Source organism: Planococcus sp. TJ-201 (assembly GCF_058268495.1).
In genome coordinates this window covers 17518-43892 of sequence record NZ_JBZDOG010000007.1, presented here as the reverse complement: position 1 = coordinate 43892, position 26375 = coordinate 17518, and the positions used below count along the sequence as shown (strand labels likewise).

Sequence of the window (26375 nt, the reverse complement as noted above, 5' to 3'; positions counted from 1 at the left end):
CCTTTTTTCCTTTTTAATGGATTGGTAATTTGGCATGATCGCCATTATAGATTGCCAGCTGGTCAATCAGCTTTTGGCTTCCGGTATCCAAGCCAATAATTTCCACAGTGTTGCGGTTTTCTCTGAACTTCAAGACGACCCGATCAACGGCACCAACGCCAGAGTCATCCCAAATATGCGCCTCGGTAAAATCAATAACAATCTTTTGGCCTTCCACTTCATAGTCGAATTTCTCGAGAAAATCTTCCACGGAAGCGAAAAATAGTTGCCCAACGACATCATAATGCGTATCTTCTAGCAATTTCTTTTTCACTTTGATTTTTGATATTTTCGCAACAAAGAAAATAGCACTTAACACGACACCTGCTAATACGCCAATGGAAAGGTCATGTGTGTAAACAACAATTGCGACTGTCGCGAGCATGACAATCGAATCGGCTTTTGGCGCTTTTTTCAAGTACGTGAACGACGACCAATCAAAGGTACCGATGGAGACCATAATCATGATTCCAACCAAAACTGGCATCGGAATTTGTATGACGACATTTCCTAGTACGATAATAAGGAACATCAGAAAGGTTCCAGCAACCAGTGCAGACAATCTTCCACGTCCGCCTGATTTAACGTTAATGATAGACTGGCCAATCATGGCACAACCTGCCATGCCACCGAAAAATCCAGTAACAAAATTGGCAATTCCTTGTCCTCTGGACTCTTTATTTTTATCACTTGGCGTACCGGTCATATCATCAACAATATTAGCTGTCAGTAACGATTCCAGCAATCCAACTACTGCCAAAGCCAGTGAATAAGGCAAAATAATCATTAAGGTTTCCAAGTTTGCTGGTACGTCCGGCAACAGGAACGTCGGCAATGTCTGGCTGATTGTCCCTAAATCCCCTACTGTTCGCAAGTCAAATCCAGCGTAAATAGCAGCTGCCGTTAAGACAACTAGCGCAATTAATGGAGCTGGAATTGCTTTAAAAAACCGGGGAACGATGTAGACAATCGCCAGTGTGATGGCGACAAAAACATACGTTAAATTATTGATGCCGACAAAATGCGGCACTTGAGCCATGAAAATCAAGATGGCCAATGCATTGACGAAACCGATCATGACAGCCCGGGGAATAAATTTCATTACCTTCGCGACTTTAAAAACGCCAAAAATAATTTGGATAACCCCTGTTAAAATGGTGGCCGCCAGTAAATATTCCAAGCCGTGATCCCTTACCAGCGGAACCATCAACAAAGCCATAGCTCCAGTTGCAGCAGAGATCATTCCGGGGCGCCCACCCACGAATGCGATGATTACAGCGATGCTGAACGATGCATACAATCCAACCATGGGGTTAACACCCGCGATGATGGAAAATGCGATCGCTTCAGGAATTAATGCCAAAGCAACGACGATCCCCGCAAGGATATCTCCTCTAATATTCCCGAACCACTGAGATTTAATTTTTTTCCACACAGTACCTTGCTCCTCACACTCAATATTTTTTATGGCTTTTAACTCTCATAAAAGCCGCGTCCTTTTTGCAATGGCATTAGTGTATCATCACCTTCCCCAAAATAGAACCTTTTTGGAACTTTTTTTATGCATTGTATGTTATAATAAGGGCAATCAATTATGCAAGGGGATTTTTATAGTGTTAGTGGGATATGCAAGACCAAGCGTTGAAGATCCAGATTGTCAAAACCAATTAAATTTATTGAAAAATGCAGGTTGTACTGATTTTTTTTCCGAAGAACACGCTTCACCTAAAAATCGAGAGCAGCTTCACAAGCTATTGGAAACGGTAGTGTCTGGGGATCAGATTGTTGTTTCTAAACTGTATACATTTGCAGACTCTACCCGACATCTAGTTGAACTATTGGATAAACTCGAATCAAAAGGCATAACGTTCCTTTCCATCCATGAAAATATTGAAACCGATTTGGGCAAGGAATATCCGTTTTCTAAAATTCTTCACTGCCTCACTGATTTTCAACGCGATGCCATCAGCGAAAAAACCAAAGCCGGCTTGTCTGTTGCGAAAGAAAAAGGTGCAGTCTCAGGCCGTCCAAGAAAACCAGATGAAAATGTAAAAAAAGCAATTGAAATGTACGACAGCAAACGCTATAGTTTAGCTGAAATTAAGGAAAAGACCGGCATCAGCAAATCCACTTTATACCGCTATTTGGAATATTAATGCTTGGCATTCCTCCAAAAGGAGATTTTACATGTTAACTAAAAAATGGCCGAAACACACAATACTGGCAATCGCTATTATCGCCACTTGGCTAAAAACGTATATTGCCTATCAAACAGGCTTTTCCATTACAATTGATAACCTTATGCAGGAAGCGATCCTGTTTCTCAGTCCGCTGAGCTTGCTTCTCTTCTTATATGGATTGTCTTTGTTTTTCAAGCAGCAAAAGAACAAAAATCGTTACTTGCTGTTGATGACTTTGGTGACTTCCATTATTCTTTACGGCAATGTAGCGTTTTACCGATTTTTCAGCGACTTTATTACATTGCCGGTGCTATTTCAAACCGATAATTTTGGAGATCTCGGTTCAAGTGCTGCCGCAAGCATCTATCCAATGGATATCCTTTATTTCAGTGATTTCATCCTATTGTTGATAGCTGTCAAATTCCTTAAGGTTAAGGAAGAAAACCAAGAATCACGTAGCAGCCACCGGAGAGCATATTTTGTACTTTCTGGCGCGGTGTTGTTTCTAAATCTTGGATTGGCCGAGGCAGAACGTCCACAACTGCTGACACGCAGTTTTGACCGTGAGATGCTTGTCAAAAACTTAGGCATGTACAACTATCATTTGTATGACATCTACGTTCAATCCAAATCCCAAGCTCAGCGGGCATTTGCAGATGGCTCCGAACTGACAGAAGTTCACAACTATGTTCGGGCCAATCAAGTTGAGCCGTCAGAAGAAATGTTTGGAATTGCAGAAGGCAAAAACTTGATTGTCGTCACACTGGAATCGATGCAGAGCTTTACAATCAACGAGCAAATGAACGGACAGACCATCACCCCATTTCTTAACGAACTGACAGAAGACGAAGATACGGTTTATTTCCCGAACTTCTACCATCAGACAGGACTCGGCAAGACTTCCGATTCTGAATTTCTGCTTGAAAACTCTCTCTATCCGCTAAGCGGTGGAGCTGTTTTCTTCACTCATGGGGGAAACACTTATAATTCAATGGCTGAAAAACTTGGCAACCAAGGCTATGCGACTAACGTCCAACACGCCAATAATAAAAGTTTTTGGAATCGCGATATGATGTACGAATCATTAGGAATTGATGAATTCTTGGATATTCAAAGCTATACGGTTGAAGAAGGCCAAGCAGTCAATTGGGGAATGAAAGACATCCCATTCTTTGAACAATCGGTTGCCTATATGGCAGAAATGCCGCAGCCATTTTACAGCCGTTTAATCACCCTAACCAATCACCATCCCTTCACTTTAGATGAAGAAGACAAGCTGATTGATGAGTTCGATTCCAACTCTGGTACACTGAACCGCTTTTTCCAGACAAGCCGTTACTTGGACGAAGCTGTAAAAGAATTGTTTGATGATTTGAAAGAACAAGGTCTTTACGAAAATTCGATTATTGTTATGTACGGAGATCATTATGGCATTTCAGAAAATCATAACGAAGCCATGGCGCAGTATCTTGGGAAAGAAGTAACGCCTTATGAATCGGCACAACTTCAGCAGGTTCCTTTCTTCGTCCATATTCCAGGCTCTGGGCAAGGACATGTAAATGAAGTAATTGGCGGCCAGGTCGATATACGTCCTACCATCCTTAATTTGTTGGGAGTAGAAACAGATATGGACATGCAGTTCGGAAGCGATCTATTTTCCGAAGAACACGAAGAATTCGCGATTTTCCGTGATGGCCGCTTTGTGACCGAAGACTATGTTTATGCTGGAAATACTTGTTACGAAAACGGTTCTGGCCAGCCTATTGACCGCGAACTATGCGCTCCTTACATGGAACAAGCTTTAACAGAACTGAACTATTCAGAAACAGTGATTAATGGCGACTTGCTCCGATTTTACGATGAAGAAACAGGCCAATTAATCAACACAGATCAATAAGAAAAAAGGAAGATCGAATGCTCTTGGGCATTTGATCTTCCTTTTTTTATGAAATGCAGCAGTTACGCAAGCCGTTAAGCTTCCAGTTCTCTTTTCTTCTTGATGCTGACTAAAGCACCGACCAACACAATTCCTAACAACACTGCCCAGAAAATCAGCTTCCATTCAGTTGAGTGGGCAAAGTCGTACGGCAAAATTCCGAGCTTTTCGTGTGACAAGGTCAGGACAGTCAATTTAACGCCTACCCATCCGACAATAATAAAAGCGGTTGTTTCCAATTGTGGATAATCTGCCAACAGCTTGACGAATTTGTGAGCGGCAAAACGCATAATGATAATACCGACCAAACCACCGGCAAGCATAACGCCGAATTGCCCGCCATTGATTCCGCCAATTTCCATATTTCCAAGGTGCGGCAATGTCATAGCCAAAGCAACTGCAGCAAGCATGGAATCGACAGCAAATGCAATGTCCGCCAGCTCAACTTTTAATACCGTCATCCAAAACCCAGCGCCTTTTGTTTCTTCTGGTTCTAATGTATGTTCTTTCCCTTTTCGCTGATCGTAAATATGCTTGAACGCGATGAATAATAAATAAGCGGCTCCTAAAGCTTGAATCTGCCATACATCAACCAACAGCGTAATCATGAACAAAGCAGCAAAACGGAAAACAAATGCGCCCATCAATCCATAAAACAAAGCTTTCTTCTGCTGTTCTTTTGGCAAGTGCTTCACCATGACCGCCATGACTACTGCATTGTCCGCAGCAAGCAACCCTTCTAATGCCACCAATACTAACAATACCCACAAATACTCCAATAAAATTGCTTCCATTTTCCATCATCCCCCTAATTTTTGCCAACAAAAAAGACCCTTGCCTAATTAAAGGCAAAGGTCTCGCTAAGCAAATTTCTGCTATTACAACCGATGGCTATGAACCATGTAATGACGATTGTAAAATAGGTTTCCCTAAAGCTACTCCCCTTTGACGTGAAGTCAAAAGTATATTTCGTTGTATAAACAGAATAGCACAAGCTTGCTTTTTTGCATACATATTTTTTGTCGAAATTGTTAATTATTTCATTCTTCAATAAAATAGCTCTGCACTTCAATCAAGCGGTCTTTTATTTCCACTTCAATAAGCCAGTTAAATCTTGAAAGATATGGTCTGGATCCAATTCGAGTTCTTCTACCGGCAAGTTTTTGCGGTTGATCCAAGCAGTTTGAAACCCAAAGTTTTTTGCGCCTGAAATGTCCCAGCCGTTGGAAGACATGAACAGAATTTCATTTTTTTTGATGCCAAGTTTTTTCCATGCATACTCATATGCTGCAAGTGCAGGCTTGAACTGTTCGATTTCATCAACGCTGATTATGTGTGAAAACAATTCGGCCAATCCCGCATTTTTAACTAGGGGATCAAGCATATCATGCGAACCATTGGAAAAAACAACGAGGTTTTGATCTTTAAGTTGAGTGAGAACTTTCTCCACTTCCTCATAAAGCGGCAAATGTAAATAAGCTTCGAGCAACTGCCGCTCGTTCTGTTCACTGCTTTCGAGTCCATTTTCTTTCAAGGTGTACTTTAATGCCTGCTTTGTAATGGTGTACAGTGTGGCATAGTTCCCCATCAGTTGGCGCAGCATAAAATATTCAACTTGTTTGGTTCTCCACGTTTGGCTGATCTTCTCGCCATAGCCCGGATAAAGATCTTCGCACTCTTTTTTGATTGCTGTTACATCAAACAATGTTCCATATACATCAAATACGAATGCTTTTATAGATGGTTCCATTAATACCCTCCTTTAGCGCTTTGCTTTATAGAAAAGCCTTTTCCATCTTATACCCCAAATCTAAAGTGCTAGTCAGTCCTGCTAAACTTGGCAATAGCAACCGATACATTATACTCATTTGGATAGAAAGAATACGGTGTGCTTTACCTAATCAAAGTCAAAATAAAAAAGCTCATAACTGAGCTTTTTCGTCTGATTATCACTTAAAAGATTAGTCTTTATAAAAAATTCGTTCGAGTGATTCTTTTAATTGTGGTTTGACACTAATTTTTGAACGAACAGCAGTCGCTTGAGCTTCTGCTTCTTCAATCGTATCAGCCTGTCCAAGTGCCAACAGCGTGCCAATGGCCACAGTGCCCGTTCGATTGCTTCCCCCGGCACAATGAAAGTAGATTTTCTTGCCGCCGTTAAAAGCATTTACCACTTGGTCGATCGCATTTTTAACAGATTCATCCTGCTGTTCATCAGAATCATCCACGATGGGGCTATGAACTCTTAGGTAATCGTAGTCGCCTTCTGTCGCTTCTGCGCGTAAATCCACGACCACATCAATTTTTTCATCTCTTGCAGCATTCGCAGCGTCGGCCGCTCCACCAATATAAATACGGCCTTGAATCAATTCTTGATATTCTTTCGTCATATGAATTCCTCCTGCCAAACTAAGTTACCTATCTACTTTCTCTGCTTTAGAATATCTTGATGAAAAACTAGCCGAGACACAGTACCTAAGCTTTTTTTACAAATCTCTTTCGTTTGTTTATTTGCCGGTTTCCGCAAATTGACGAATCCGCTCTCCAATTTCATCACGGACGGTTTGGAAGACCGTCCATTTTTCATCATCGGTGCCTTCTGCTTTCGCTGGGTCGGTGAACCCCCAATGATCGCGTTTCACGTGAGGCGGTGTCATCGGGCATTTGTCGGCAGCGTCGCCGCACAGCGTTACGACAAAATCGGCATTGTTCAAAATTTCCAAGTCAATGATATCGGAAGTTTGGTCAGAAATATCGATATCTACTTCGTTCATGGCTTTTACGGCGTTTGGGTTCAGTCCATGTGCTTCAATGCCAGCACTCAAGACTTGCCAATCATCCCCAAGAATTTGTTTTCCCCAGCCTTCTGCCATTTGGCTGCGGCAGGAGTTGCCTGTGCACAGAAAATACAAGGTTTTTTTCGTCATAAAAGTAAGCTCCTTTTCCAAGTCGAATAATAGATTAGATAATCAGCAGCCATAAGTAAAGTCCGGCAAGGGTTGCAATCAGCGTTGGAATCGTTAAAATGATGCCGACCTTGAAATACGTCCCCCATGAGATTTTCACCCCTTTTTGCGATAACACATGAAGCCAAAGCAACGTAGCGAGTGAACCAATTGGCGTAATCTTAGGCCCTAAATCTGATCCAATGATGTTCGCATAAATCAAGGCTTCGCGAATAGTTCCCGTTGTTTGGGTCTCAGAAATAGCCAACGCATTGATCATGACAGTTGGCATGTTATTCATGATTGATGACAGAATAGCTGCGATAAAGCCCATTGACATCGTCGCTACAAACAATCCTTGATCTGCAGCGGTTTGAATAACGTCTGCTAAAATGCTGGTCAACCCGACATTTCGAAGTCCGTAAACCACGACGTACATGCCGAGTGAGAAAAAGACAATGGCCCACGGTGCACCGCGCAAAATGATGCGTGTGCGCACAGCTGCGCTCTTCTGTGCCATCAGCAAGAAGAAAATGGCAATGACGCCCGCCACGATTGAAACCGGTACACCGATAAATTCACTTGAGAAATAACCGATCAGCAATAAGGCGAGAACTACCCATGACAGGCTGAACATTTTGTGATCTTTGATGGCGTCTACTGGTTTTTTCAAGTTTGTTGCATCGTAGCTTTTCGGAATATCTTTGCGGAAGAACAAATACAGTACCAAGATGCTGGATACTAAAGCAAAAAGATTTGGAACAACCATGCGTGAAGCATACTCGACAAATCCAATGCCGAAAAAGTCGGCTGACACGATGTTGACTAAGTTACTGACAACCAACGGCAGCGACGTGGTATCTGCAATAAACCCGCTGGCGATAATAAATGGAAAAATCATTTTTTCTGAGAAGTTCAAGTTTCGGACCATTGCCAGGACAATCGGTGTTAAAATCAACGCGGCTCCGTCATTCGCAAACAAGGCGGCTACAAACGCACCCAGAATGCTGACAAAGACAAACATGCGCAATCCGTTTCCTTTGGCGATTCTCGCCATATGTAAAGCTGCCCACTCGAAAAATCCGATTTCATCCAAAATTAATGAAATGATGATGATGGCAATAAAAGCAAGTGTTGCGTTCCATACAATTCCTACTACATCCCCTACATCTTGAAAATCGACTACCCCAACCAATAAGGCAAGTATTGCACCGCCAATGGCTGACCACCCAATCGATAGATTGCGTGGCTGCCAAATGACCAGTACAAGCGTGAGGAGGAAAATCACCGATGCTAAAACAACTTGTAACATATAATTCCCTCCATTATCTGCAACTAATGCGCAAACCTTGTTTTTCTAATTCCTGGATCCGTTCGTCCTGACTTGGTATGAATGCCAGAATGTGCAGGACCATTTCGTACATTGCACTGTCTGCGTTCAATGAATAAAAAATCCACTGCCCTTTTCGGTTTTCCTTCACCAATCCAACATCGCGCAATTTCCGCAAATGCTGGCTGATGGCCGGCTGTGTAATATTAAAAATTTCTACAAATTCACACACGCAGCACTCATTTTTTTCCAACAACTTCATCATCGAAAGCCGGGTTTTGTCTCCCAGAAGCTTTAACACGGTGCTCGCCTGTTCGATTTCAATTTCCTTCGCTTTTACTTCCATCTTTTCTGTCACCTCATTCATTGGATTTTTAAAGCTTTGGAATTTCTGTTATTGCTGTTATTGAAACTTACAATATCATATCAGCATATACTTATATGTTCAAGGGCATTATTTTAATAATCAAAGCCCCAATACAAAAAGAACAGATTTATATGATCTGTTCTTTTACTATTGCAGCTAATTTTTGACTTCAAGTCATGATGATCTCCGGACGCCAGTTGTTTTTGTAGTTCTTCTCTGGAAACCATCCTCTACTAAGAATATAACCAGTCGCTGCAAAGGACAAAATCGTGAGCGGAAGTGCTTCCTTGCCGACTAAAACTAAACCAACGACGATTGCGCTAAACGCCCACAGTATTGTTGCATAATAAACTTTCTGATAGCCAGTTTCTTTCAATAAAAGCAAAGATGTCAGTAAGGCTGCCGCTAGTATGCTTGCTTGCCAAACCGTACCCGCTGCACCAGTGACCGGCCATCCATAATAAGCAAGCGCAGAAGCCAGATTTGCGAACACTGCAACAGTTGTCCACCCATAGTACATGGCAAAGCTACCAGAAACGATAACGCGTTCTGCCGAATTGAATACTGAACCCTCGATTTCCAAAAAGATTGAGCGAAGGACTATTCCCATTCCGGCAAACACAGCAACAGTTCCCCAAAGCCACTCGTTTGAAGCACACCAAATCCAAAATGCAAAGCCTGCAAAAACCACCATGGACCTTAAAGCGATCTTATCGTAGACAACTCGAGAATAAGTAGCCGGCAGAAGCTGATAAATAGCGTAGGCAATCGTTCCAAGGACAATGACAGACCAGATGGAAAAAGCATAACCTGCGGGAGTGATCAAAGGATTTGCGCCTTCTCCTTCAAACAAGCGATTGTCCCCTCTTTGTGCAATCCAAACGGACACAGGCTGCAACAAAGAAAATGCCAGTACTGCTGCACGTTTCAGTTTAACAAAAACTTTTTTCAGCCACTTCAAGTTTGTTCCCTCCCAATTTATTTTATTGTATGATTAGCGCATAATTCTATTTCCCTTTATTATATACTGAATTATCAGTTTTAAAAGAATTCACTCTTCTAAACCAATTTGTAAATACTCAGCAGCAAATATTCCCTTAGCCTTATTAGGATTTATTAAGCAATCATTTGCGGTTTTAGTTGCATGTTCAACTAATTAATAATATATTTTCTTTATTCATTTTTATTGCATTTGCAATTAAGTTTGGTAAAAGAATATTCTATAGAGGAAGTATTAATGCTGTAAAGGAGCGACAATCCAGATGCCAACTATGATCAAAGAATGTACACTTGAAGACCTGTACGAACTTCAAACGATTAGCATCGAAACATATACCGAGACGTTTAAAGAACACAACACGCCTGAAAATCTTGCTGCCTATTTGGAACAAGCATATCCATTGGACAAACTCGAACGCGAATTGCGTGTAACTTTTTCGTATTTCTTTTTCATTTATTCGGACCAGCATCTTGCTGGATACCTGAAGCTCAACACCTATGACGCTCAGACAGAACCCATGGGTGAGGATGCACTGGAAGTTGAACGAATTTTATGTAAGGAAAGCATTTCAAAAGTTAGGGATTGGCAAGGAACTATTAAACAAAGCAATTGAAATGGCGCGTCAACAAAACAAACAAACCATTTGGCTTGGTGTCTGGGAAAACAACGACAATGCGCTCGCATTTTATCGAAAAAAAGGATTTGTCCAGACAGGATCGCATTCTTTTTACATGGGAGATGACGAGCAAACGGATTTGCTCATGGCCAAGACACTTCGGTAATCCTTTTGAATGTTCAATCGATCAAGTTAATTGAAGTACTTTACCCAAGCATGTACAATACAAGGTAATTGCATATCTGAAATGTTTTCTAGGGTTCCGCAGCATTTACGCTGGTCTGGTCCGAGAGAAAACTCACAGCTTTGCTGTGTCACGGAAGGACAAAAGCCTGGGAGAAACTGTTTTTACAGTTCTCCCAGGCTTTTTTATTTTTATCACAACAATTAAGGAGGAAGTTAAAATGAATTCAAATTGGCTAAAAGTAATAATTGCTGCAGGTTTTGAAGTGATTTGGGTTATTGGCTTAAAACATGCGGATGGCTTTTGGGATTGGACAATTACAGTCATCGCAATTGCCATCAGTTTTACGGTCATGATCATGGCAGGACGTAAGCTGCCGGTCGGAACGGTTTATGCGGTTTTTGTTGGGCTTGGAACAGCAGGAACAGTCCTTTCTGAAATCGTCATCTTTAACGAGCCTTTCAGTGCAGCCAAACTTCTGCTGGTCGGTGTTTTGTTGGCAGGCGTCATCGGCTTGAAATTAGTAACGAAAGATCCAATTTCTGAAGGAGGAGAAGCATAATGGCATGGACCGCACTGGTTTTAGCAGGTATTTTTGAAATGATTGGTGTGGCGATGATCAACAAGCTGCACCAGGACCGCAACTGGCAGTCTCTCCTATTGTTGATCGGTGGTTTTGGAGCCAGCTTTGTGTTTTTGGCTTATGCCATGGAAACTTTGGCAATGGGAACAGCTTACGCCATTTGGACGGGGATTGGCGCCTCAGGTGGAGCCATACTTGGCATGCTTTTTTACAATGAAGAAAAAGACTGGAAACGAATTCTTTTTATTGCCATGGTACTGGGGGCGGCAGTAGGGTTGAAACTGGTTTCTTAATTGGAGAAACTTACCTCACCTATAAATCATACTAAAAAGGGTACAGAAACTGAACCTCAGTTTCTGTACCCTTTTTCAATAGATTCATATACCTTATTTTCGCGGCTTCAAAGAATTAATATCCTTTACTAATGCACCGACATGTTCCGCCTTAGTCGACCAGCTGGTGCAGAACCTGACAACACTCTCGGTTTCATTTATTTTTTCCCAAGTGTGGAATGCGTATTTTTTACTCAATTCTTCTATCTCCCCATTTCTGAGGATTGGAAATTGCTGATTGGTATTCGAATCATATCTTAATTCAATTCCATTGCTTTCAAAAGCTGATCGAAGGGTCATTGCCGCATCGACTGCATGTTTGGACAACTCCATGTACAAACCATCTTGAAACAGCGTCTCAAACTGGATGCCCAGTATGCGGCCTTTCGCTAAAAGCCCGCCTCGTTGTTTGATCATATAGCGGAAATCTTTTTTCAATGCCGGGTTTATGATTACTACAGCTTCTCCAAACAAAGCACCTATCTTGGTTCCACCGATATAAAACACATCACACAGTCTCGCGACATCTGCCAAGGACAAGTCGTTTCCTTCTGAAGCCAATCCGTATCCCAGCCTTGCACCATCCATCATTAAGAGCAACTCGCAATCAAGACATGCCTTCCGAAGTTCTTCCAGCTCTTTTTTGCTATAGGTGGTGCCCAATTCTGTCGGATTCGATATGTAGACTAAAGCCGGTTGGACAATGTGCTCGTGAGTGGGATCACTCCAATGCTCTTCATGAACTCGCTTAACCTGTTCTGCGTGAATTTTTCCATCTTCACTCGGCAAAACGAGGACTTTATGGCCCGTTGCTTCAATGGCGCCGGTTTCATGAACGGCAATGTGGCCCGAATGTGCAGAAATAACACCTTGGTGCGGCCGCAAAACTGAAGCTATTACGGTCGTATTGGTCTGCGTACCCCCTACTAGAAAATGCACATCTGCTGAGGGTGTCTCGCAAGCATCCTTTATTAACAATTTGGCTCGTTCACTATATTCATCCGTTCCATACCCAGCGCTTTGTTCTTCGTTGGTTTCCAGCAGCCGTTCCAAAATTCGCCTATGTGCACCTTCTGCATAGTCATTTTCAAATCGAATCATTTCGTTTTCTCCCACCCTTTCAATGTTGAATAAACTCCAAGTATTGATGAGTTTATTTCAACCATTTAATTGTTTCATGACTCCCTCACTTGATAGTCCTGCTAGCAGCTCCATAAGCTTCTCCAGCGATGGCGCTTCCTCATCATTAAACCAATAGCTGAGTACGCCGATCATCGCTGATAACGCATATTCCAACGTATACTCCAATTCAAAGCCATCTTTAGCTCCTTTGTCAATCAGTGTTCGTTTCATCAATGGCTTCATGCTGCCTTTGATTTTTGCTTGAAAGGCAGGATCACCGCGCTCTCCTAAAAGCACGCCAAGATATTTGCTGTGTTGCGAATAGACATTCACCAATATTTCGAATGGGAATGGATCATCTGCTGAAGACAATTGATTTATTGGGAGTTCCTGCAATTTGATAATCAACGTATTTTCGATCTGCTCCAAAATATCGTAAACATCCGTAAAATACTCGTAGAATGTTGATCGATTGTATCCGGCTTTCGTGGTAATCTCTTTGACGGTTATTTTTTCTATTCGCTTTCCGCAATAAATTCCCCAAAAGGCATCGATTAAGTTTTGTTTTGTTTGAGCAGTAACAGATCCAATTTTTTTCATCCTTTTGCCCTCACCTTCTAGTTCTAAAATCCGACATTCCCGTTAAACTGTTGGTTGATAGCGCAACTAGCCCAACTTACACTTAAATCATACGACAGGTTGTCGGATAAATAAACGCACAAGGATGAGGTGGATTCATATGACAGCAATAAACATTCAGCATCTTACAAAAGACTTTGGAAATAATAAAGGGATCTTCGACGTTTCGCTTCAAGTCGAACAAGGAGAAGCAGTTGGCTTTTTAGGTCCCAATGGAGCAGGAAAAACGACGACTATTCGCCACTTGTTGGGGTTTATCCGACCACAAAGCGGAAAGTCCACTATCTTGAATTGGGATTGCTGGAGCAACCCCCAAAAAATACAACAGCATCTCGGTTATTTGCCTGCAGAAATTGCGTTTCCTGAAAATATGACCGGCACACAACTAATTCAGCATACCGCAAAAATGCGCGACCTATCGGATACCGCCAAAGCACAACGTTTAGTGGAAATGTTTGATTTAGAACCATCCCCTCCAATAAAGCGGATGTCTAAAGGAATGAAACAAAAAGTAGGGATTGTCTGTGCATTTATGCATGACCCCCAAGTCTTAATTTTGGATGAACCCACAACAGGTTTGGACCCTCTCATGCAATCAGTTTTTATCAAACTGATCCATCAGGAAAAACAGCAAGGAAAAAGCATTCTGATGTCTTCCCACCTCTTTGAAGAAGTGGAAGAGACCTGTGACCGGATTGCCATGATTAAGGAAGGACGATTACTTTCAGCGATTGCTACTCAAGACTTTAAACAGTTTGACAGAACTGCATTTAAAATAAGCTTCCGAAACCTCCAGGACTTCCAATCCATTCAGAACGAAGCCTTTAGAATTCGGGAAGTTTCTATAAAAGACCTGCACATGGTACTTGAAGTGAAAAATCAAGAAATCAATCAACTGCTGCATGCTCTTTCTGAGAGAGAAGTCGCTTCTCTTCACGAAATAAAGAGCTCACTGGAAGAATCGTTCATGCGTTTCTATAACGGAGGAGAGGATGTCCATGTTTAACAAAGTCCTATTCATCCATTTGATGAAAACAAACTTCAAAATTTTCTTTATCATTGCAGGTGCATTATCTTTATTGATCGGGATTATTATGGCTATTTTCACTCCCGAAACCATGAATGAGATTGCACGAGCAAGCGCAGATGGCCCCGTAAATCCATTAGGAGATATTTCAACACTCATCGCTTTTATTGCCAATCAATACTTTGGAAACTTCGCCCTGATTTTTGCTATGATTTATGCCGTTATTGTTGGGAATAAACTAGTAGCAGAGCAAGTGGATAAAGGCAGCATGGCTTTTCACCTTTCAATGCCTATCACGAGAACACAATATACCTTTACGAGTTTTGTTTACTTCGTTTCTTCCCTTACAGCTATTTTCATACTGGTATTTGTTATAGGTTATGGAATGGCAGAGCTTGTTCAACCTGGTGAATTGCCCATTGGAACCTTTTTTGCGCTCACGCTGGGTTCGCTATTATTACACCTGGCAATCAGCAGCATAACTTTTTTTGCCTCCTGTTTATTCAACCGTTCCAGCAACTCTCTTGCACTGGGTGCCGGACTGACTGTATTTTTCTTTGCTGCGAATATACTTTCTGGAATGAATGACAGTTTGACTTTTTTTGAAAATTTGACGCTCGTCACGCTGGTCGATTCCACCGCCATTATTCAAAGCGGCAGTTACGGAGTTCAGTTCTTTATTCTGGCTGGAATCTCATGTGTTTTTTATGTACTCGGCATTAGTGTATTTAATCGAAAAGATCTCCCATTATAGACTGTTTTAGAACCTAGGAATTTTAATGCAGAAATATCTATCTGATAAAGTAAAAGACAGTTATTTAAAACCTTCTCTTGTTAAAATGAAGTTTTTTCTGGCAGATTTTCAGTAAAATTCTGGTCTAGTGACAATTCATTTGAACCTATAAAAAAGAAACTTCATCTGAAGTTTCTTTTTTCGATTACAGTATTTCATTCACATTGCTGTTGTATGTTGGAAACCTCACGACAAAAGTTGTTTTCTCATGTGTACTTACTGCTTGGACTTGTCCCCCGTGCAACTCGACGATGCTTTTTACAATCGCCAATCCTAGACCAGAGCCACCAGATTCTTTTGACCGTGATTTCTCAACCCGATAAAAGCGATCAAAAAGATAAGGAAGCTCAGCAGCCGGAATCTTGGGACCGTAATTGCTCACTTCAATTATAATCAGTCTATCTGAATCCATTACGCTTATATCAATGTATTTTCCATCTTTTCCGTACCGAATGGCATTTTGAATAAGGTTTTCAAATACCCTTGCCAGTTTGTTGCCGTCTCCCCAAATATACGGATCTGCTCCTGTTGATACAAAATTCCTTATTTCCATTCCTGCTTCCTGCACCTGTTGCTGATACTGCATAGCCAACTGGTTCAGCATTTCTACTGGGTTGATGGGCACTCTATGAGAAAGAGACTCTTTGTTTTGGACTAAGGTGTATTCAAATAAATCATTAATGACTTGATGAAGCCCTTGTGCTTTATTGTGCACAATTTGAACGTAATGGCGCAGCTCGACTTCGTCTTTGTACTGGTCCCCATTTACAAGATCCAAATAACCGACAATGGACGTCAGAGGTGAACGAAGGTCGTGGGCCACATTGGTGATCAAGTCGTTTTTCAGTTTTGCGGACTCTTGTTGATCGTTGATCGCGTTCTCTGCTTGGGCAATGATTGTGTTTATCGTGCTTGCCCACTCGTTTAATTGGGGATCATCCACGTTTGCAACCCTTTCTCCAAAATGCCCTTTTGAGATGTGCTTGATTTCTTCAAGCATGTCTTTTCTTGAGCTTTTAACATATCTTTCTCGTTCATAACAATAGAACAGATAAAGAAAACTCCCAAAAATCAGAACAACGAAAATAATCAATGCAGCAATTCCAAATGACCCTACTAGTTCTGCCAAGTCAGCTAACCTAGAAGATTGGCTTTTCAATGCGCTGATGATCGTTGCTGTTACAATAAACACCAGATTCGTGAAAATAGCTGAGAGAATGAAGTACATTAGCAATTTCCATTTGGGAACAAACGCGATGACTTTATTCAATTTTGTACCCAACTCCCCATACTGTTTGAATAATGGCTTCTCCCGGCACCACTGACTCAATCTTGTCGCGAAGGTTTTTAATGTGTACCATTACTGTTTTATTTGAGCCCATGCTGCTTTCCTTCCATACTTTCTCGAATATTTGTTCTGAACTGAAAACCTTCCCTTGGTTTTTGGCTAACAAATACAAAATATCAAACTCAATCGAAGTGCATTTAATTTCTTTGCCGTTTGCCATAGCTTGATGGCTTTGCTTGTTGACCGACAGCGTGTTGATTTGAATAATGCCGTCATCTTTGCTGAATGGTTGGTAATTGGCTCTTCGCAACAACGATTTGACTCGGACCGTTAGCTCAAGCGGATTAAAAGGTTTGATCATGTAATCATCCGCACCTGTCATTAACCCCAAAATCTTATCCATATCCTGTACTTTGGCACTGAGCATCAGAATTGGCACCTGGCTGTTTGCGCGAATTTTTTTGCATAATTCCAGCCCATCCATATTCGGCATCATCACATCCGACACGATGAAATCTATCGAATTCTGTTCGATGACTTTTAACGCTTCCACTCCATCCTGTGCCAGGAGGATCTCATATCCTTCGTTTTTCAAGTACACGCTCACCAGTTTAGCAATTTCCGCATCGTCATCAACAACCAGCACCGTACTGTTCACTGATATTCCTCCTAAACACATAATAATTTTTTATACTGCTTTTCTTAAACGGAACTTATTTAAGATATTATTCAAGCTTGGTACTTCTGTAATGAGTTTGACTAGCCAAAACCCTACTGCCGTTCCTAAAGCATTGGCTAGCAAATCATTGATATCAGAGCTTCTTCCACTTCCAAGTGCCACCCGAATCAACAATTGCATCGCTTCAAATGATAGGCTCACTAAGAAGCCTGCATAAGCTGCTTTTTTCCATGAATTGCACTTTTGCAGCAGCAATGGCAGGTACATTCCGAGGGGCACCAGCATAGCCACATTCAATAGAAACGTTGTTAAATCGATTGTTAACACCGGTATAAAATTAATTGAATTATACCATGGAGTTAAATTGGCGTACTGTCCGATATTTACATGAATGGGGAATAAAACTAAATGAACTACACATAAAGAATAAAACACAAAAGATGATACTAATAGGAATTGGCCTAAAGTGTATCTTCCTTTCAGCAGCTTCCCTATCGCAACGAAAAAAAACGCGAAATATAATGGCACCAGGATGTACCAGGAATTGATTGTAAACATGATTGAATCCGTCATTTGTCTTCCTCCTTAAAATTTACTGCATTACATAGCTCTTTTTTATTTTTTCTGAAAAACTAAATTAAAATCCTATTTGCTTTTTTAAAAGTACTCATCGATCACTCTCCTCTAAAGATTCAATAAGCCCCTACCCCTTTTTTGAGCTCATGTTTTTAGTATAGGAATGAAAAATAAAGTTTTTAAAAAGAAAGCGAGAAGCTTTTTTAAAAATATGATGCTGATTAATTATTAGCAGAGATTTATCGGATTCATTTTATTCAGGTGAGATAATCTCTTCAAATCTATAAAGACAAAACCTGCAGCCGCTGCCTTGACTTTCAAAGCCAGTCAGTTCTATAATCAATATATGAACATATGCTCATATATAAGTTTTAATTGTGTGCATTCTAATTGGGGGTCGATGGCCATGAACGAGCGTTTAAAAGATGATAAGGAATTTTTTGAAAATGAACATCCGTTAGATGAGGAAACCTTGATTGTCGTTTCTCAAACATTCAAAGCACTGAGCGACCCAACACGAATTCGCATTTTGAATTTGCTTTGTATTGCTGAACACTCTGTTAATGAACTCGCTGAAAAATTAGATTTGGGACAGTCTACCGTATCCCATCAATTACGTTTTTTAAAGCAATTGCGCTTAGTCAAATTCAGAAGAGCCGGAACAACTCTCTACTATTCAAAAGACGACGACCACATTATGAATCTCTTGAATCAAGCCATTGAGCACGCGGCTCATAACTAAATATGGCTTGATAACGTTCAACACCGCAGTTTAATTTTTTTCAAGAGATTGGAAGGAGAATTCAAGATGGCACATGATCATAATCATGACCACACTCACGGAGCCAACGAAAAAGTATTGATGATTTCTTTTCTAATTATCACCAGTTACATGATCATTGAAGCCATCGGCGGTTTCTTAACAAATAGTTTGGCCCTTTTATCTGATGCTGGCCATATGCTGAGCGATTCCATTTCATTGGCAATCGCCCTGATTGCCTTTAAGTTGGCCGAAAAAGCGGCTGATCGCAGCAAAACTTATGGCTACAAACGGTTCGAAATCCTGGCTTCCGTCATAAATGGCGTGACCTTAATAGCGATTGCCGTTTACATTTTTTACGAAGCCAGCAAGCGTTTTGCACATCCTCCCGAAGTCGCCACGACCGGCATGCTCATTATTAGTGTGGTCGGTCTGGCAGTGAATATTCTTGTTGCCTGGATTATGATGCGGGGCGGAGATACGCATGACAATTTGAACATGCGTGGTGCTTATCTGCATGTTTTAAGTGATATGCTGGGTTCTGTTGGTGCCATAACAGCTGCATTGCTAATGATTTTCTTTGGATGGGGATGGGCAGATCCTGCAGCAAGTGTAATTGTTGCAGTGCTTGTTCTCAGAAGCGGCTATTTTGTTACTAAAGCTGCGGTTCATGTTTTGATGGAAGGAACTCCCCAAAACATTGATGTCGATGACATTTTGGAGACCATCAGCAAAACACAAGGCGTCCAAGGTGTTCATGATCTTCACATCTGGTCCATCACCAGCGGCATGAATGCCCTATCCTGTCACGCAGTAGTCGATTACCACTTAACGGTCGCAGAAAGTGAACAAATTCTCCACAACCTTGAACACAGTCTCGAACATAAAGGGATTTCTCATGTGACCATTCAAATGGAAACAGGTGCACATAAACACAGCAACTCTATTCTGTGTACTGCAAAAAATGCGGTGGCGCATGAACATCAGCATTAATAGAGAACAAACTTCAAATTTCATATCTATTAAAAAAAGCTCCTTAGCTAAGGAGCTTTCAGGCTGCAGAAGAGCTCTTCTGCAGTTTTTATGAATTTATTTGCCGAGCATTTGAGCAAGGCAATCCAAATTTGTGTTTTCTTTATTGTTCATGTTCCTCTTTTTTGCTAGATGCTGTATAAACGAAATAGCCTCCCAATAAACCAGCGGCTGATCCTAAAGCAAGGGCGGTTCCTGTGGGGATAGGAAAAATCATACCGACTACAAGTCCTGCCAAGGTTCCCAGAAGCATACCTAATGGAATTGAACTATCCAATAAAATTTGCGCCTCTTGTGTTTTTTTCCTGCCTAAAGTACCTTGTTTTTGTTTCGTCTTCAATTTTTTAATCACGAATAGTGAAATCGCCCCCACCAGCATAATCGGCAGTACGATAAGAAAAATGTCAATTGCTAATTCCACGTAAAGGACTCCTTTCATGTTAAGTAATTCAAACTTATAATTACTTGTTGCGACAACGTGTTTTCAGCGGTTTTGATTGCTTTTAAAATGAAACTATATAAGTCGAACTTTGGACGCGAGCCCGCGGTTTTGCGGAATATCGACAATGAAAGATTAGTAGTTCAACTTATATAGCTATATTTGTTCATGTACTTCATTTTCTTAACGTGACAAAACCATAAGATTAATTTCCAACACTTAAAGCCATACTTTCAGTCTGGCCATTCCAAGTAATTTCTACTCTTATCTCTTCATCGCCTTGCATCACCGCGCACCCATCACAAAAGCTGCTCCCCATGCTTCCAGTTTTCTCGCTGATTGTGATTCCGGTCCCTTCAGATCCTCCCAAATCCGTTTCAATTTTATAATCGATTGTGTCGGGTGCTTCTCCGCTTCCGGTAAACTTAACGGTTCCACTTTTATCTTCTCTATCTCCATTGGAAATATTGACAGCATAAAACACATCCCAGTTTTCACTGCTGCCTGAAAAGTCGTATCGTTCACTGCTAACGCCGCACCCGCTTAAGATAGCAAGCAAAATTAGTAACAAAACGAACTTTTTCACCTTTGTCCATCTCCTTATACGAGAAACCTCTTTAGTCTTAGTCTAAATAATACCAAATAAACCCATTTAAATCTAATATTAATAGAATATTCTTTCACTATGAATTGTCGTTTTTTACTAAGAATGACCATACAACTTATACCTGTCTTCTCAAAATCACACAAAAAAACGTCTGACCTGAAGACCAGGTAGACGTTCCTTTTTGATTTTTACGTATCTTGGTTTGCTTCTTCGGTGTCCCGGACATTCTTCTGTACCGTGACCACCGCGAACAAGCTGAGAACAAACGAAATGCCATAAAAGCCTTTTTCGCTCAAAGTTATGCTTCCTGCGTTAAACAGGCCAATTGCCATGAGTGCTAATGCTGCAATCAGCGCAAACCAGCTGATGCCAAAATACAAGTTTGTGACGCGAATTCCTTCGTCTCGGTCTCGCACTGCTTTTTGAAGCGATACTGCGGCGTAAAGCCCTAAAATTAATAACGTAATATAATAGCCTTTTTCGTTTAACTCCATTACTGCATTGTATAAACCAATTAAATAGGTCGATACCCCAATCAGTAGAGCCCCCCAAGCTGCACCTTTAAATGCTCCCGTTGGTTCACCAAGTCTGCGCTTTTCTACCGTTTTTTTCATGAACTCGTCATCGTCTTTCTCACCTAACATACAATCAGCTCCTCTTATCTGCAACACGTGATTTATATATGCAGGACATCTTTCACCTTAATTTACAAGGTGTTACATCCGTTGAATTTTTTGAATAGCTGCTCTCTAAGCATACAAAATGTGGTTATCAGACAGATCTGGTTTCCTGAATAAAATACAGGTGCAAAGTTAAAGTAAACATTTGTAAACACTCTCAGTAATAGTTATATTTTATCACAAGATAACTGTCAAACTAACTATTTATTGTGAAGTAATTTCGGGTTATTGGCATATGGGAATTTGATTTATTTACCTATTTATAAACTGCTAAATAAATCGAAATAAGAACATCTTATTTACTCTTAATACAAATTGTCCCGATAGCTCTTTTGCAGAATTTTTCCCATTGCCTCTTCATCTACATTTGGTAATTTGGCATGGGCTGCTAAGATTTTTGCGCCTTTTGGAAGATCCTCATCATTTGCCCATGCTTCAGGGCTCCACAGTCCGGAACGCCGGAACGCTTTGGCGCAATGGATAAAGCATTCTTCTACGTCCACGCCAATTCCAAGAAGAGGACGCTTCCCGTTGACTGCCATTTTTTCTAACAATTCCTCGTCTCGGACCACACTGGCTTTGCCGTTAATGCGCAAGGTCTCGCCCAGTCCTGGAATGAGAAACAGCAAACCGATATTGGGGTTTGATAAAATATTCCGCATGGAGTCCATCCGTTTGTTGCCAGGTCTTTCAGGAATGACTAGTTGACTTTCATTTAGCACGTAAACAAAACCCGCTCCGTCTCCCCGAGGAGAGACGTCACAAAATCCGGAGACGTCCGAAGTTGATATTGTCAGAAACGGTGATTTCGCAATAAATTCTTTGCAGTGCTCATCTATGTAGGAGATGACTTTATTGTTTACCAATTCACTTGGATTCCCGGTAATTTCTCGAAGTTCTTCCACTGTCTCGATTGTATTCGGAAATGTTGGTTTGGTTTTCACTTGGATCCATCCCTTTCGCATTCATTTTCTTTTAGTAATCTTCCTTTGGTGTAACTTACTAGTCAGCATCCAAAACCTCAAAACGGAGGACTTTGCAAAAAAAGCCAACAGGAAATTTCCTATTGGCGTTTTTTTATTTCTTCCGCTACTAACTCGAAGGTTTTCAGTTTGTCCTTAAAATTATAAGCAGAGGAAACCAACATCACTTCGTCTGCTCCGTACTCAGCCGCCAAAACTTCCAACCGGTCCACGACTTGACCCGGGGTTCCGACAACCATACGCCGGCGGTTTTCGGCCACCAGCAATTTTTCGAATTTGGAATAGGGATAAGCCAAAGCTGTCTCGGGCGGCGGTGTGCCTTTTGATGGCATCCCTTGTGCGCCCATGCACAGCGAAAGATCCATTGAAGAAGCAACCCGTTCTGCCAGCTCGGGTGTTTCCTGGCAGACCACAAAAATTGCAAATCCGACATGCGGCGTGCTGCCTTTATAAGAGTTGAAGTGTTCACGGTATTCTTTCGCAAACTGCTGTCCGCCTTCACCGTTGATGAAATGCGCAAACATATAGGGAAGGCCTTTTTCTGCTGCCAGCTTTGCCGAGTTTTCGCTTGAGCCGAGCATCCAGATTGGCGGACTGTGCTTTGTAAGCGGTGTGGCTTTCATCCCGTAATACGGATGTTCTTCAGGAATGGAGTCCGTCAAGTACATGCGAAGATCATCGATTTGTGCAGGAAATTGGCTGGTGTCCCGCTTTTTTCCTTCGTTCAATGCATAAGAAGCACGCGGCATACCACCTGGAGCCCTGCCAACTCCCGCATCGATTCTATTTGGATATAAAGCTTCCAGCAGTTTAAAATTTTCAGCGACTTTAAAAGCCGCATAATGCGGCAGCATAACACCGCCAGAACCGAGGCGAATGCTTTTTGTCACAGCACCCAGGTGTCCAATCAACACTTCTGGGGAAGAGCCGGCCAATGTGGCTGCATCGTGATGTTCGGAAACCCAAAATCGGGTGTAACCCCATTTTTCGGCTTTTTGTGCCAGGATCGCTGTCTGTTTTAACGCTTCCTGAGGCGAGCTGCCTTCTGAAATGGGTGATTGGTCCAGCACGCTATAGCTAAATGCCATTGTCATTCTCTCCTTTATTCGTGGATCAAGTACCCGACCGATCGCAAAACGGTATGAATAAATCCTTGCGTCGCCAAAAAGACTTCCTCTTTTTCCGGTTCTTGAAAGATGTCGTGGTAACAGTATTTCCATTCTTTGTAGCTAAACTCAGTCAGCTGCTGTTTTAATAGCCATTGTCGCGCAACTTCCTTTTCGGTGATTGCGTCCCGTTCTGCTGTGTGCAGATAAGTTGGAATCTGCGGATACACCTCAACAGCTGCTGCGGTTTCTTTCATATAGCTCTGCAATTCTTTAAACCAGGCTGCAGTTACAACAGTATGATACAAGTTGTTTTCAGCTCCCTGTTCGAGGCTGAATTGGCTTCTTGTGAGGTCACGCAATGCAATCTCGTGGTCCATTTTTCTGCGTCCTGTCAGCTGAGCAACACCTGGAAATGAATTGGGCGCTTTTGGCGGCAACTTTTTTAACTGCAGCCAAGGAGATGTAAAAATAGCTCCCGCCACGTTAAATTTACGATTGCCAAGAACATTCATTGTGATGGTGGCACCGAGGCCGTGGGCAATGACAAACACCGGCAGATCATTTTCCGATGACAGCTTCAGCATATCATGTACCGCCTGTTCGTAGACATCAAACGATTCGCGGTGAACCTTGTCGGCTCCAGCGTTTTTGCCATGGCCCGGCAAGTCTGCCATATAAACATCGAATCCTGCCGCTCGCCATTTTTCAATTTGCCATGCATAGCGCAAATGCTGCTCATATGCACTATGGATCAGCACAACTGTTGCCTTAGCCGTTCCTTCAGCCTGCCATTTCCACATAGTCCAACTTCCTTTCCATTCCAAGCTCCAATTTGACGTTTTGATTTGATTTGTTACGATATAGAATATCTTATCTTTTTTAAAGGAGCTTTGCCATGATTTATCCATTTAAAGACAAATTCCCCCAAATTGATCCATCCGTTTTCATCGCAGACTACACCACCATTTCTGGTGATGTGACGATTGGCGCCGATTCATCAGTTTGGTTTAATACTGTGATTCGCGGTGACGTATCCCCCACTGTTATTGGCAATAAAGTGAATATCCAAGATCTTTGCATGCTGCACCAAAGTCCTGGCAAACCATTGGTGCTAGAAGATGAGGTAACGATTGGCCATCAAGTGACCTTGCACAGCTGCACCATTCGAAAAGGGGCATTAGTTGGGATGGGTTCGATTATTTTAGACGGAGCAGAAGTTGGAGAAGGCGCATTTATTGGTGCCGGCAGCCTCGTGCCCCCCGGAAAAATCATTCCACCAGGCATGCTCGCTCTCGGACGGCCAGCAAAAGTTGTCCGTGAACTGCGCGAAGACGACAAAGTGGACATGGAACGAATTGTCCGCGAATACGCTGAAAAAGGCGCTTACTACAAGTCTCTTCAATAGGGCTAGCACAAAAAAGGACGATCCGGCAGGAATGCCGGATCGTCCTTTATTTTTATACAGTTTTAGATACCAGCTTCAACGCCAGCTTGTTCTTTCAAAAGTGCTGCTTTGTCCGTACGCTCCCAAGGAAGATCAACATCTGTACGGCCAAAATGTCCGTAAGCTGCTGTCTGCTTGTAGATTGGGCGGCGAAGATCAAGCATTTTGATGATTCCAGCAGGACGCAAATCAAAGTTCGCGCGTACCAAATCATCCAATTTGTCTTCGTCCACAATGCCGGTGCCAAATGTATCAAAAGCGATCGATACTGGATGTGCTACACCGATTGCATATGCCAATTGCACTTCACATTTATCTGCCAGGCCAGCCGCTACAATGTTTTTCGCTACATAACGTGCAGCATAAGCTGCTGAACGGTCAACTTTTGTTGCGTCTTTACCGGAAAATGCGCCGCCGCCGTGGCGAGCATAGCCACCGTAAGTATCTACGATGATTTTGCGGCCAGTTAAGCCTGCATCTCCCTGAGGTCCGCCAATAACAAAGCGCCCCGTTGGGTTAATGAAGTATTTGGTCTCTTCGTCAATCCATTTTGCCGGAACGACTTCTTTGATGACGTACTCTTTGATGTTGCGTTGAATTTGCTCAAGTGTTACTTCTGGGTGATGCTGCGTCGAGATAACAATTGTGTCCACACGAAGCGGCTTATTGTTTTCGTCGTACTCAACAGTTACCTGTGTTTTGCCATCGGGACGCAAGTAGGGAAGAATTTCTTCTTTGCGCACTTCAGCCAAACGGCGCGCCAATTTATGTGCCAATGAAATCGGCAATGGCATCAATTCTTCTGTTTCGTTGTTGGCATACCCGAACATCAACCCTTGGTCGCCTGCTCCGATATCATCCAATTCTTTATCAGTCATTTGGCCTTCGCGTGACTCAAGCGCCACATTGACTCCAGCAGCAATATCCGGTGATTGCTCATCGATTGCTGTTAGCACTGCACTTGTTTCTGAATCGAAACCGTATTTAGCTCGTGTGTATCCAATTTCTCTTACCGTTTGTCTAACGACTTTCGGAATGTCCACATAAGTAGAAGTGGTAATTTCTCCGGCTACTAAAACCAGCCCTGTCGTTACAGTGGTCTCGCATGCAACACGTGCGTTTGGATCTTCGGTCAAGATTGCATCCAAAATAGCATCTGAGATTTGGTCACAAATTTTATCCGGATGTCCTTCTGTTACTGATTCTGATGTAAATAATCGACGGTTTTTCAAAAAATGTTCCTCCTTATATCCTGCGAGATTGCTCTCGAAATTGATACGGTACTCGTTTCCCATGTCAAGTCCGTTCCAGACAAAATCCAGATTGAACTTCAAGCCGTTTGTGGCCTTTCACACGAGGATTAAGGGCATTCCATAAAAAAATCCCTTCACTCATTCATCATGAGGAAAGGAGAATCATCATAAGCACCTTTCACTCTTATCATCCAAGGCCTGTGCACCTTGCTTCAGGTTTGGCACCATCACTGCGTATGCAGCAGGTTGCCGGGTTTCATAGGGCCTGTCCCCTCCACCAGCTCGGAATAAGAGTATCCGTTCAATTTTTCATCATACGGAAATAGTACTGGGATGTCAATGATTTTTTCGAATTAAAATGAGATAGTAAATTGCCTGCTGCTCGTTCCGCTCATTCCTCCCGCTCTCTACAACTCGTTATATAGGCAAACC

Annotated in this window: 29 protein-coding genes, 1 pseudogene and 2 riboswitches; of the genes and pseudogenes, 10 read left to right on the top strand and 20 right to left on the bottom strand. The window is 42.0% G+C overall.

Annotated features, from left to right (window positions below; all coding sequences use genetic code 11):
• Positions 1 to 13 precede the first annotated feature (13 nt).
• Positions 14 to 1474 carry a SulP family inorganic anion transporter gene (locus tag AC4EG4_RS16030; RefSeq protein ID WP_490988360.1) on the bottom strand — a complete coding sequence of 487 codons (1461 nt, stop codon included), beginning with the start codon at positions 1472 to 1474 and terminating at the stop codon, positions 14 to 16.
• A 178-nt stretch (positions 1475 to 1652) separates the two neighbouring features.
• Here AC4EG4_RS16030 and AC4EG4_RS16025 point away from each other — a divergent pair, with 178 nt between their 5' ends.
• Both AC4EG4_RS16025 and AC4EG4_RS16020 read left to right on the top strand, forming a co-directional pair.
• Positions 1653 to 2195, top strand: coding sequence for a recombinase family protein (locus AC4EG4_RS16025; protein WP_490988359.1), 543 nt, complete (start codon positions 1653 to 1655; stop codon positions 2193 to 2195).
• A gap of 31 nt (positions 2196 to 2226) precedes the next feature.
• Positions 2227 to 4116 (top strand): LTA synthase family protein, encoded by a 1890-nt coding sequence (locus AC4EG4_RS16020; protein ID WP_490988358.1) that lies wholly within the window; start codon positions 2227 to 2229, stop codon positions 4114 to 4116.
• A 74-nt stretch (positions 4117 to 4190) separates the two neighbouring features.
• On the opposite strand, the gene AC4EG4_RS16015 is transcribed toward AC4EG4_RS16020, so the two are convergent.
• The 7 genes from AC4EG4_RS16015 to AC4EG4_RS15985 form a co-directional block, all read right to left on the bottom strand.
• Positions 4191 to 4949, bottom strand: coding sequence for a TerC family protein (locus AC4EG4_RS16015; protein WP_490988357.1), 759 nt, complete (start codon positions 4947 to 4949; stop codon positions 4191 to 4193).
• A 290-nt stretch (positions 4950 to 5239) separates the two neighbouring features.
• A complete protein-coding gene (locus AC4EG4_RS16010) occupies positions 5240 to 5905 on the bottom strand; it encodes a haloacid dehalogenase type II (protein WP_490988356.1) in 666 nt (221 codons plus the stop codon).
• A 211-nt stretch (positions 5906 to 6116) separates the two neighbouring features.
• Positions 6117 to 6545, bottom strand: a complete 429-nt coding sequence (locus AC4EG4_RS16005) for a protein-tyrosine phosphatase family protein (protein ID WP_490988355.1) — start codon at positions 6543 to 6545, stop codon at positions 6117 to 6119.
• A gap of 117 nt (positions 6546 to 6662) precedes the next feature.
• The gene (gene arsC / locus AC4EG4_RS16000; protein WP_490988354.1) at positions 6663 to 7082 is read right to left on the bottom strand and encodes an arsenate reductase (thioredoxin); all 420 of its coding nucleotides are present in this window, start codon (positions 7080 to 7082) and stop codon (positions 6663 to 6665) included.
• Between the two features lie 34 nt (positions 7083 to 7116).
• Positions 7117 to 8412, bottom strand: a complete 1296-nt coding sequence (locus AC4EG4_RS15995; protein ID WP_490988353.1) for an arsenic transporter — start codon at positions 8410 to 8412, stop codon at positions 7117 to 7119.
• A 13-nt stretch (positions 8413 to 8425) separates the two neighbouring features.
• Entirely contained in the window at positions 8426 to 8776 is a 351-nt protein-coding gene (locus tag AC4EG4_RS15990; RefSeq protein ID WP_490978896.1) for an ArsR/SmtB family transcription factor, read from the bottom strand.
• A gap of 190 nt (positions 8777 to 8966) precedes the next feature.
• On the bottom strand, positions 8967 to 9758 hold the full coding sequence (locus AC4EG4_RS15985) for a TspO-related membrane protein (protein ID WP_490988352.1): 792 nt from the start codon (positions 9756 to 9758) through the stop codon (positions 8967 to 8969).
• Between the two features lie 301 nt (positions 9759 to 10059).
• Here AC4EG4_RS15985 and paiA point away from each other — a divergent pair.
• From paiA to AC4EG4_RS15970, 3 genes and pseudogenes are all read left to right on the top strand, one after another.
• Positions 10060 to 10579: pseudogene (paiA, locus tag AC4EG4_RS15980) on the top strand (spermidine/spermine N(1)-acetyltransferase).
• Between the two features lie 77 nt (positions 10580 to 10656).
• Positions 10657 to 10754: riboswitch (guanidine-I (ykkC/yxkD leader) on the top strand.
• A gap of 63 nt (positions 10755 to 10817) precedes the next feature.
• Positions 10818 to 11159 carry a DMT family transporter gene (locus AC4EG4_RS15975; protein ID WP_490978899.1) on the top strand — a complete coding sequence of 114 codons (342 nt, stop codon included), beginning with the start codon at positions 10818 to 10820 and terminating at the stop codon, positions 11157 to 11159.
• Positions 11159 to 11473: a DMT family transporter gene (locus tag AC4EG4_RS15970; protein WP_490988351.1), complete on the top strand. Its 315-nt coding sequence runs from the start codon at positions 11159 to 11161 to the stop codon at positions 11471 to 11473. Before AC4EG4_RS15975 ends, AC4EG4_RS15970 begins: the two co-directional genes overlap by 1 nt.
• A gap of 93 nt (positions 11474 to 11566) precedes the next feature.
• Here the strand turns inward: AC4EG4_RS15970 and AC4EG4_RS15965 are convergent, their stop codons facing one another.
• Positions 11567 to 12613 (bottom strand): threonine aldolase family protein, encoded by a 1047-nt coding sequence (locus AC4EG4_RS15965; RefSeq protein ID WP_490988350.1) that lies wholly within the window; start codon positions 12611 to 12613, stop codon positions 11567 to 11569.
• Between the two features lie 57 nt (positions 12614 to 12670).
• Positions 12671 to 13234: a TetR/AcrR family transcriptional regulator gene (locus AC4EG4_RS15960; RefSeq protein WP_490988349.1), complete on the bottom strand. Its 564-nt coding sequence runs from the start codon at positions 13232 to 13234 to the stop codon at positions 12671 to 12673.
• Positions 13235 to 13373: 139 nt separating this feature from the next.
• On the opposite strand from AC4EG4_RS15960, the gene AC4EG4_RS15955 reads away from it, so the two are divergent.
• Together AC4EG4_RS15955 and AC4EG4_RS15950 are read left to right on the top strand one after the other, a co-directional pair.
• Entirely contained in the window at positions 13374 to 14279 is a 906-nt protein-coding gene (locus AC4EG4_RS15955) for an ABC transporter ATP-binding protein (protein ID WP_490988348.1), read from the top strand.
• Positions 14280 to 14352: 73 nt separating this feature from the next.
• On the top strand, positions 14353 to 15054 hold the full coding sequence (locus tag AC4EG4_RS15950; protein ID WP_490988347.1) for an ABC transporter permease subunit: 702 nt from the start codon (positions 14353 to 14355) through the stop codon (positions 15052 to 15054).
• Positions 15055 to 15238: 184 nt separating this feature from the next.
• On the opposite strand, the gene AC4EG4_RS15945 is transcribed toward AC4EG4_RS15950, so the two are convergent.
• Genes AC4EG4_RS15945 through AC4EG4_RS15935 form a run of 3 tightly spaced genes read right to left on the bottom strand, consistent with a single transcriptional unit; the run spans position 15239 to position 17633 of the window.
• On the bottom strand, positions 15239 to 16363 hold the full coding sequence (locus tag AC4EG4_RS15945; protein ID WP_490988346.1) for a sensor histidine kinase: 1125 nt from the start codon (positions 16361 to 16363) through the stop codon (positions 15239 to 15241).
• Positions 16356 to 17039 (bottom strand): response regulator transcription factor, encoded by a 684-nt coding sequence (locus AC4EG4_RS15940; RefSeq protein WP_490988345.1) that lies wholly within the window; start codon positions 17037 to 17039, stop codon positions 16356 to 16358. Before AC4EG4_RS15940 ends, AC4EG4_RS15945 begins: the two co-directional genes overlap by 8 nt.
• A 30-nt stretch (positions 17040 to 17069) precedes the next feature.
• Positions 17070 to 17633 carry a VanZ family protein gene (locus tag AC4EG4_RS15935; protein WP_490988344.1) on the bottom strand — a complete coding sequence of 188 codons (564 nt, stop codon included), beginning with the start codon at positions 17631 to 17633 and terminating at the stop codon, positions 17070 to 17072.
• A 409-nt stretch (positions 17634 to 18042) separates the two neighbouring features.
• On the opposite strand from AC4EG4_RS15935, the gene AC4EG4_RS15930 reads away from it, so the two are divergent.
• Positions 18043 to 18378, top strand: a complete 336-nt coding sequence (locus AC4EG4_RS15930; protein WP_490988343.1) for an ArsR/SmtB family transcription factor — start codon at positions 18043 to 18045, stop codon at positions 18376 to 18378.
• A 66-nt stretch (positions 18379 to 18444) separates the two neighbouring features.
• Positions 18445 to 19389, top strand: a complete 945-nt coding sequence (locus tag AC4EG4_RS15925; RefSeq protein WP_490988342.1) for a cation diffusion facilitator family transporter — start codon at positions 18445 to 18447, stop codon at positions 19387 to 19389.
• A 142-nt stretch (positions 19390 to 19531) separates the two neighbouring features.
• Here the strand turns inward: AC4EG4_RS15925 and AC4EG4_RS15920 are convergent, their stop codons facing one another.
• The 6 genes from AC4EG4_RS15920 to AC4EG4_RS15895 all read right to left on the bottom strand — a co-directional run bounded on the left by AC4EG4_RS15920 (position 19532) and on the right by AC4EG4_RS15895 (position 24046).
• The gene (locus AC4EG4_RS15920) at positions 19532 to 19831 is read right to left on the bottom strand and encodes a hypothetical protein (RefSeq protein ID WP_490988398.1); all 300 of its coding nucleotides are present in this window, start codon (positions 19829 to 19831) and stop codon (positions 19532 to 19534) included.
• 241 nt (positions 19832 to 20072) lie between these two features.
• Complete coding sequence (locus AC4EG4_RS15915) at positions 20073 to 20453, bottom strand: hypothetical protein (RefSeq protein WP_490978911.1); 381 nt, start codon at positions 20451 to 20453, stop codon at positions 20073 to 20075.
• Positions 20454 to 20662: 209 nt separating this feature from the next.
• The gene (gene yiaA / locus AC4EG4_RS15910) at positions 20663 to 21118 is read right to left on the bottom strand and encodes an inner membrane protein YiaA (RefSeq protein WP_490978912.1); all 456 of its coding nucleotides are present in this window, start codon (positions 21116 to 21118) and stop codon (positions 20663 to 20665) included.
• Positions 21119 to 21459: 341 nt separating this feature from the next.
• A complete protein-coding gene (locus AC4EG4_RS15905; protein ID WP_490988341.1) occupies positions 21460 to 22119 on the bottom strand; it encodes a pyridoxamine 5'-phosphate oxidase family protein in 660 nt (219 codons plus the stop codon).
• Positions 22120 to 22217: 98 nt separating this feature from the next.
• Positions 22218 to 23225, bottom strand: coding sequence for an LLM class flavin-dependent oxidoreductase (locus tag AC4EG4_RS15900; protein ID WP_490988340.1), 1008 nt, complete (start codon positions 23223 to 23225; stop codon positions 22218 to 22220).
• Between the two features lie 14 nt (positions 23226 to 23239).
• Positions 23240 to 24046: an alpha/beta hydrolase gene (locus tag AC4EG4_RS15895; protein WP_490978915.1), complete on the bottom strand. Its 807-nt coding sequence runs from the start codon at positions 24044 to 24046 to the stop codon at positions 23240 to 23242.
• Between the two features lie 95 nt (positions 24047 to 24141).
• Between AC4EG4_RS15895 and AC4EG4_RS15890 the strand changes: the two genes are divergently transcribed.
• Positions 24142 to 24651 (top strand): gamma carbonic anhydrase, encoded by a 510-nt coding sequence (locus AC4EG4_RS15890; protein ID WP_490988339.1) that lies wholly within the window; start codon positions 24142 to 24144, stop codon positions 24649 to 24651.
• A 62-nt stretch (positions 24652 to 24713) separates the two neighbouring features.
• Here AC4EG4_RS15890 and metK read toward each other — a convergent pair whose 3' ends face one another.
• Entirely contained in the window at positions 24714 to 25922 is a 1209-nt protein-coding gene (metK, locus tag AC4EG4_RS15885; RefSeq protein WP_490978917.1) for a methionine adenosyltransferase, read from the bottom strand.
• 202 nt (positions 25923 to 26124) lie between these two features.
• Positions 26125 to 26237: riboswitch (SAM riboswitch) on the bottom strand.
• Positions 26238 to 26375 lie beyond the last annotated feature (138 nt).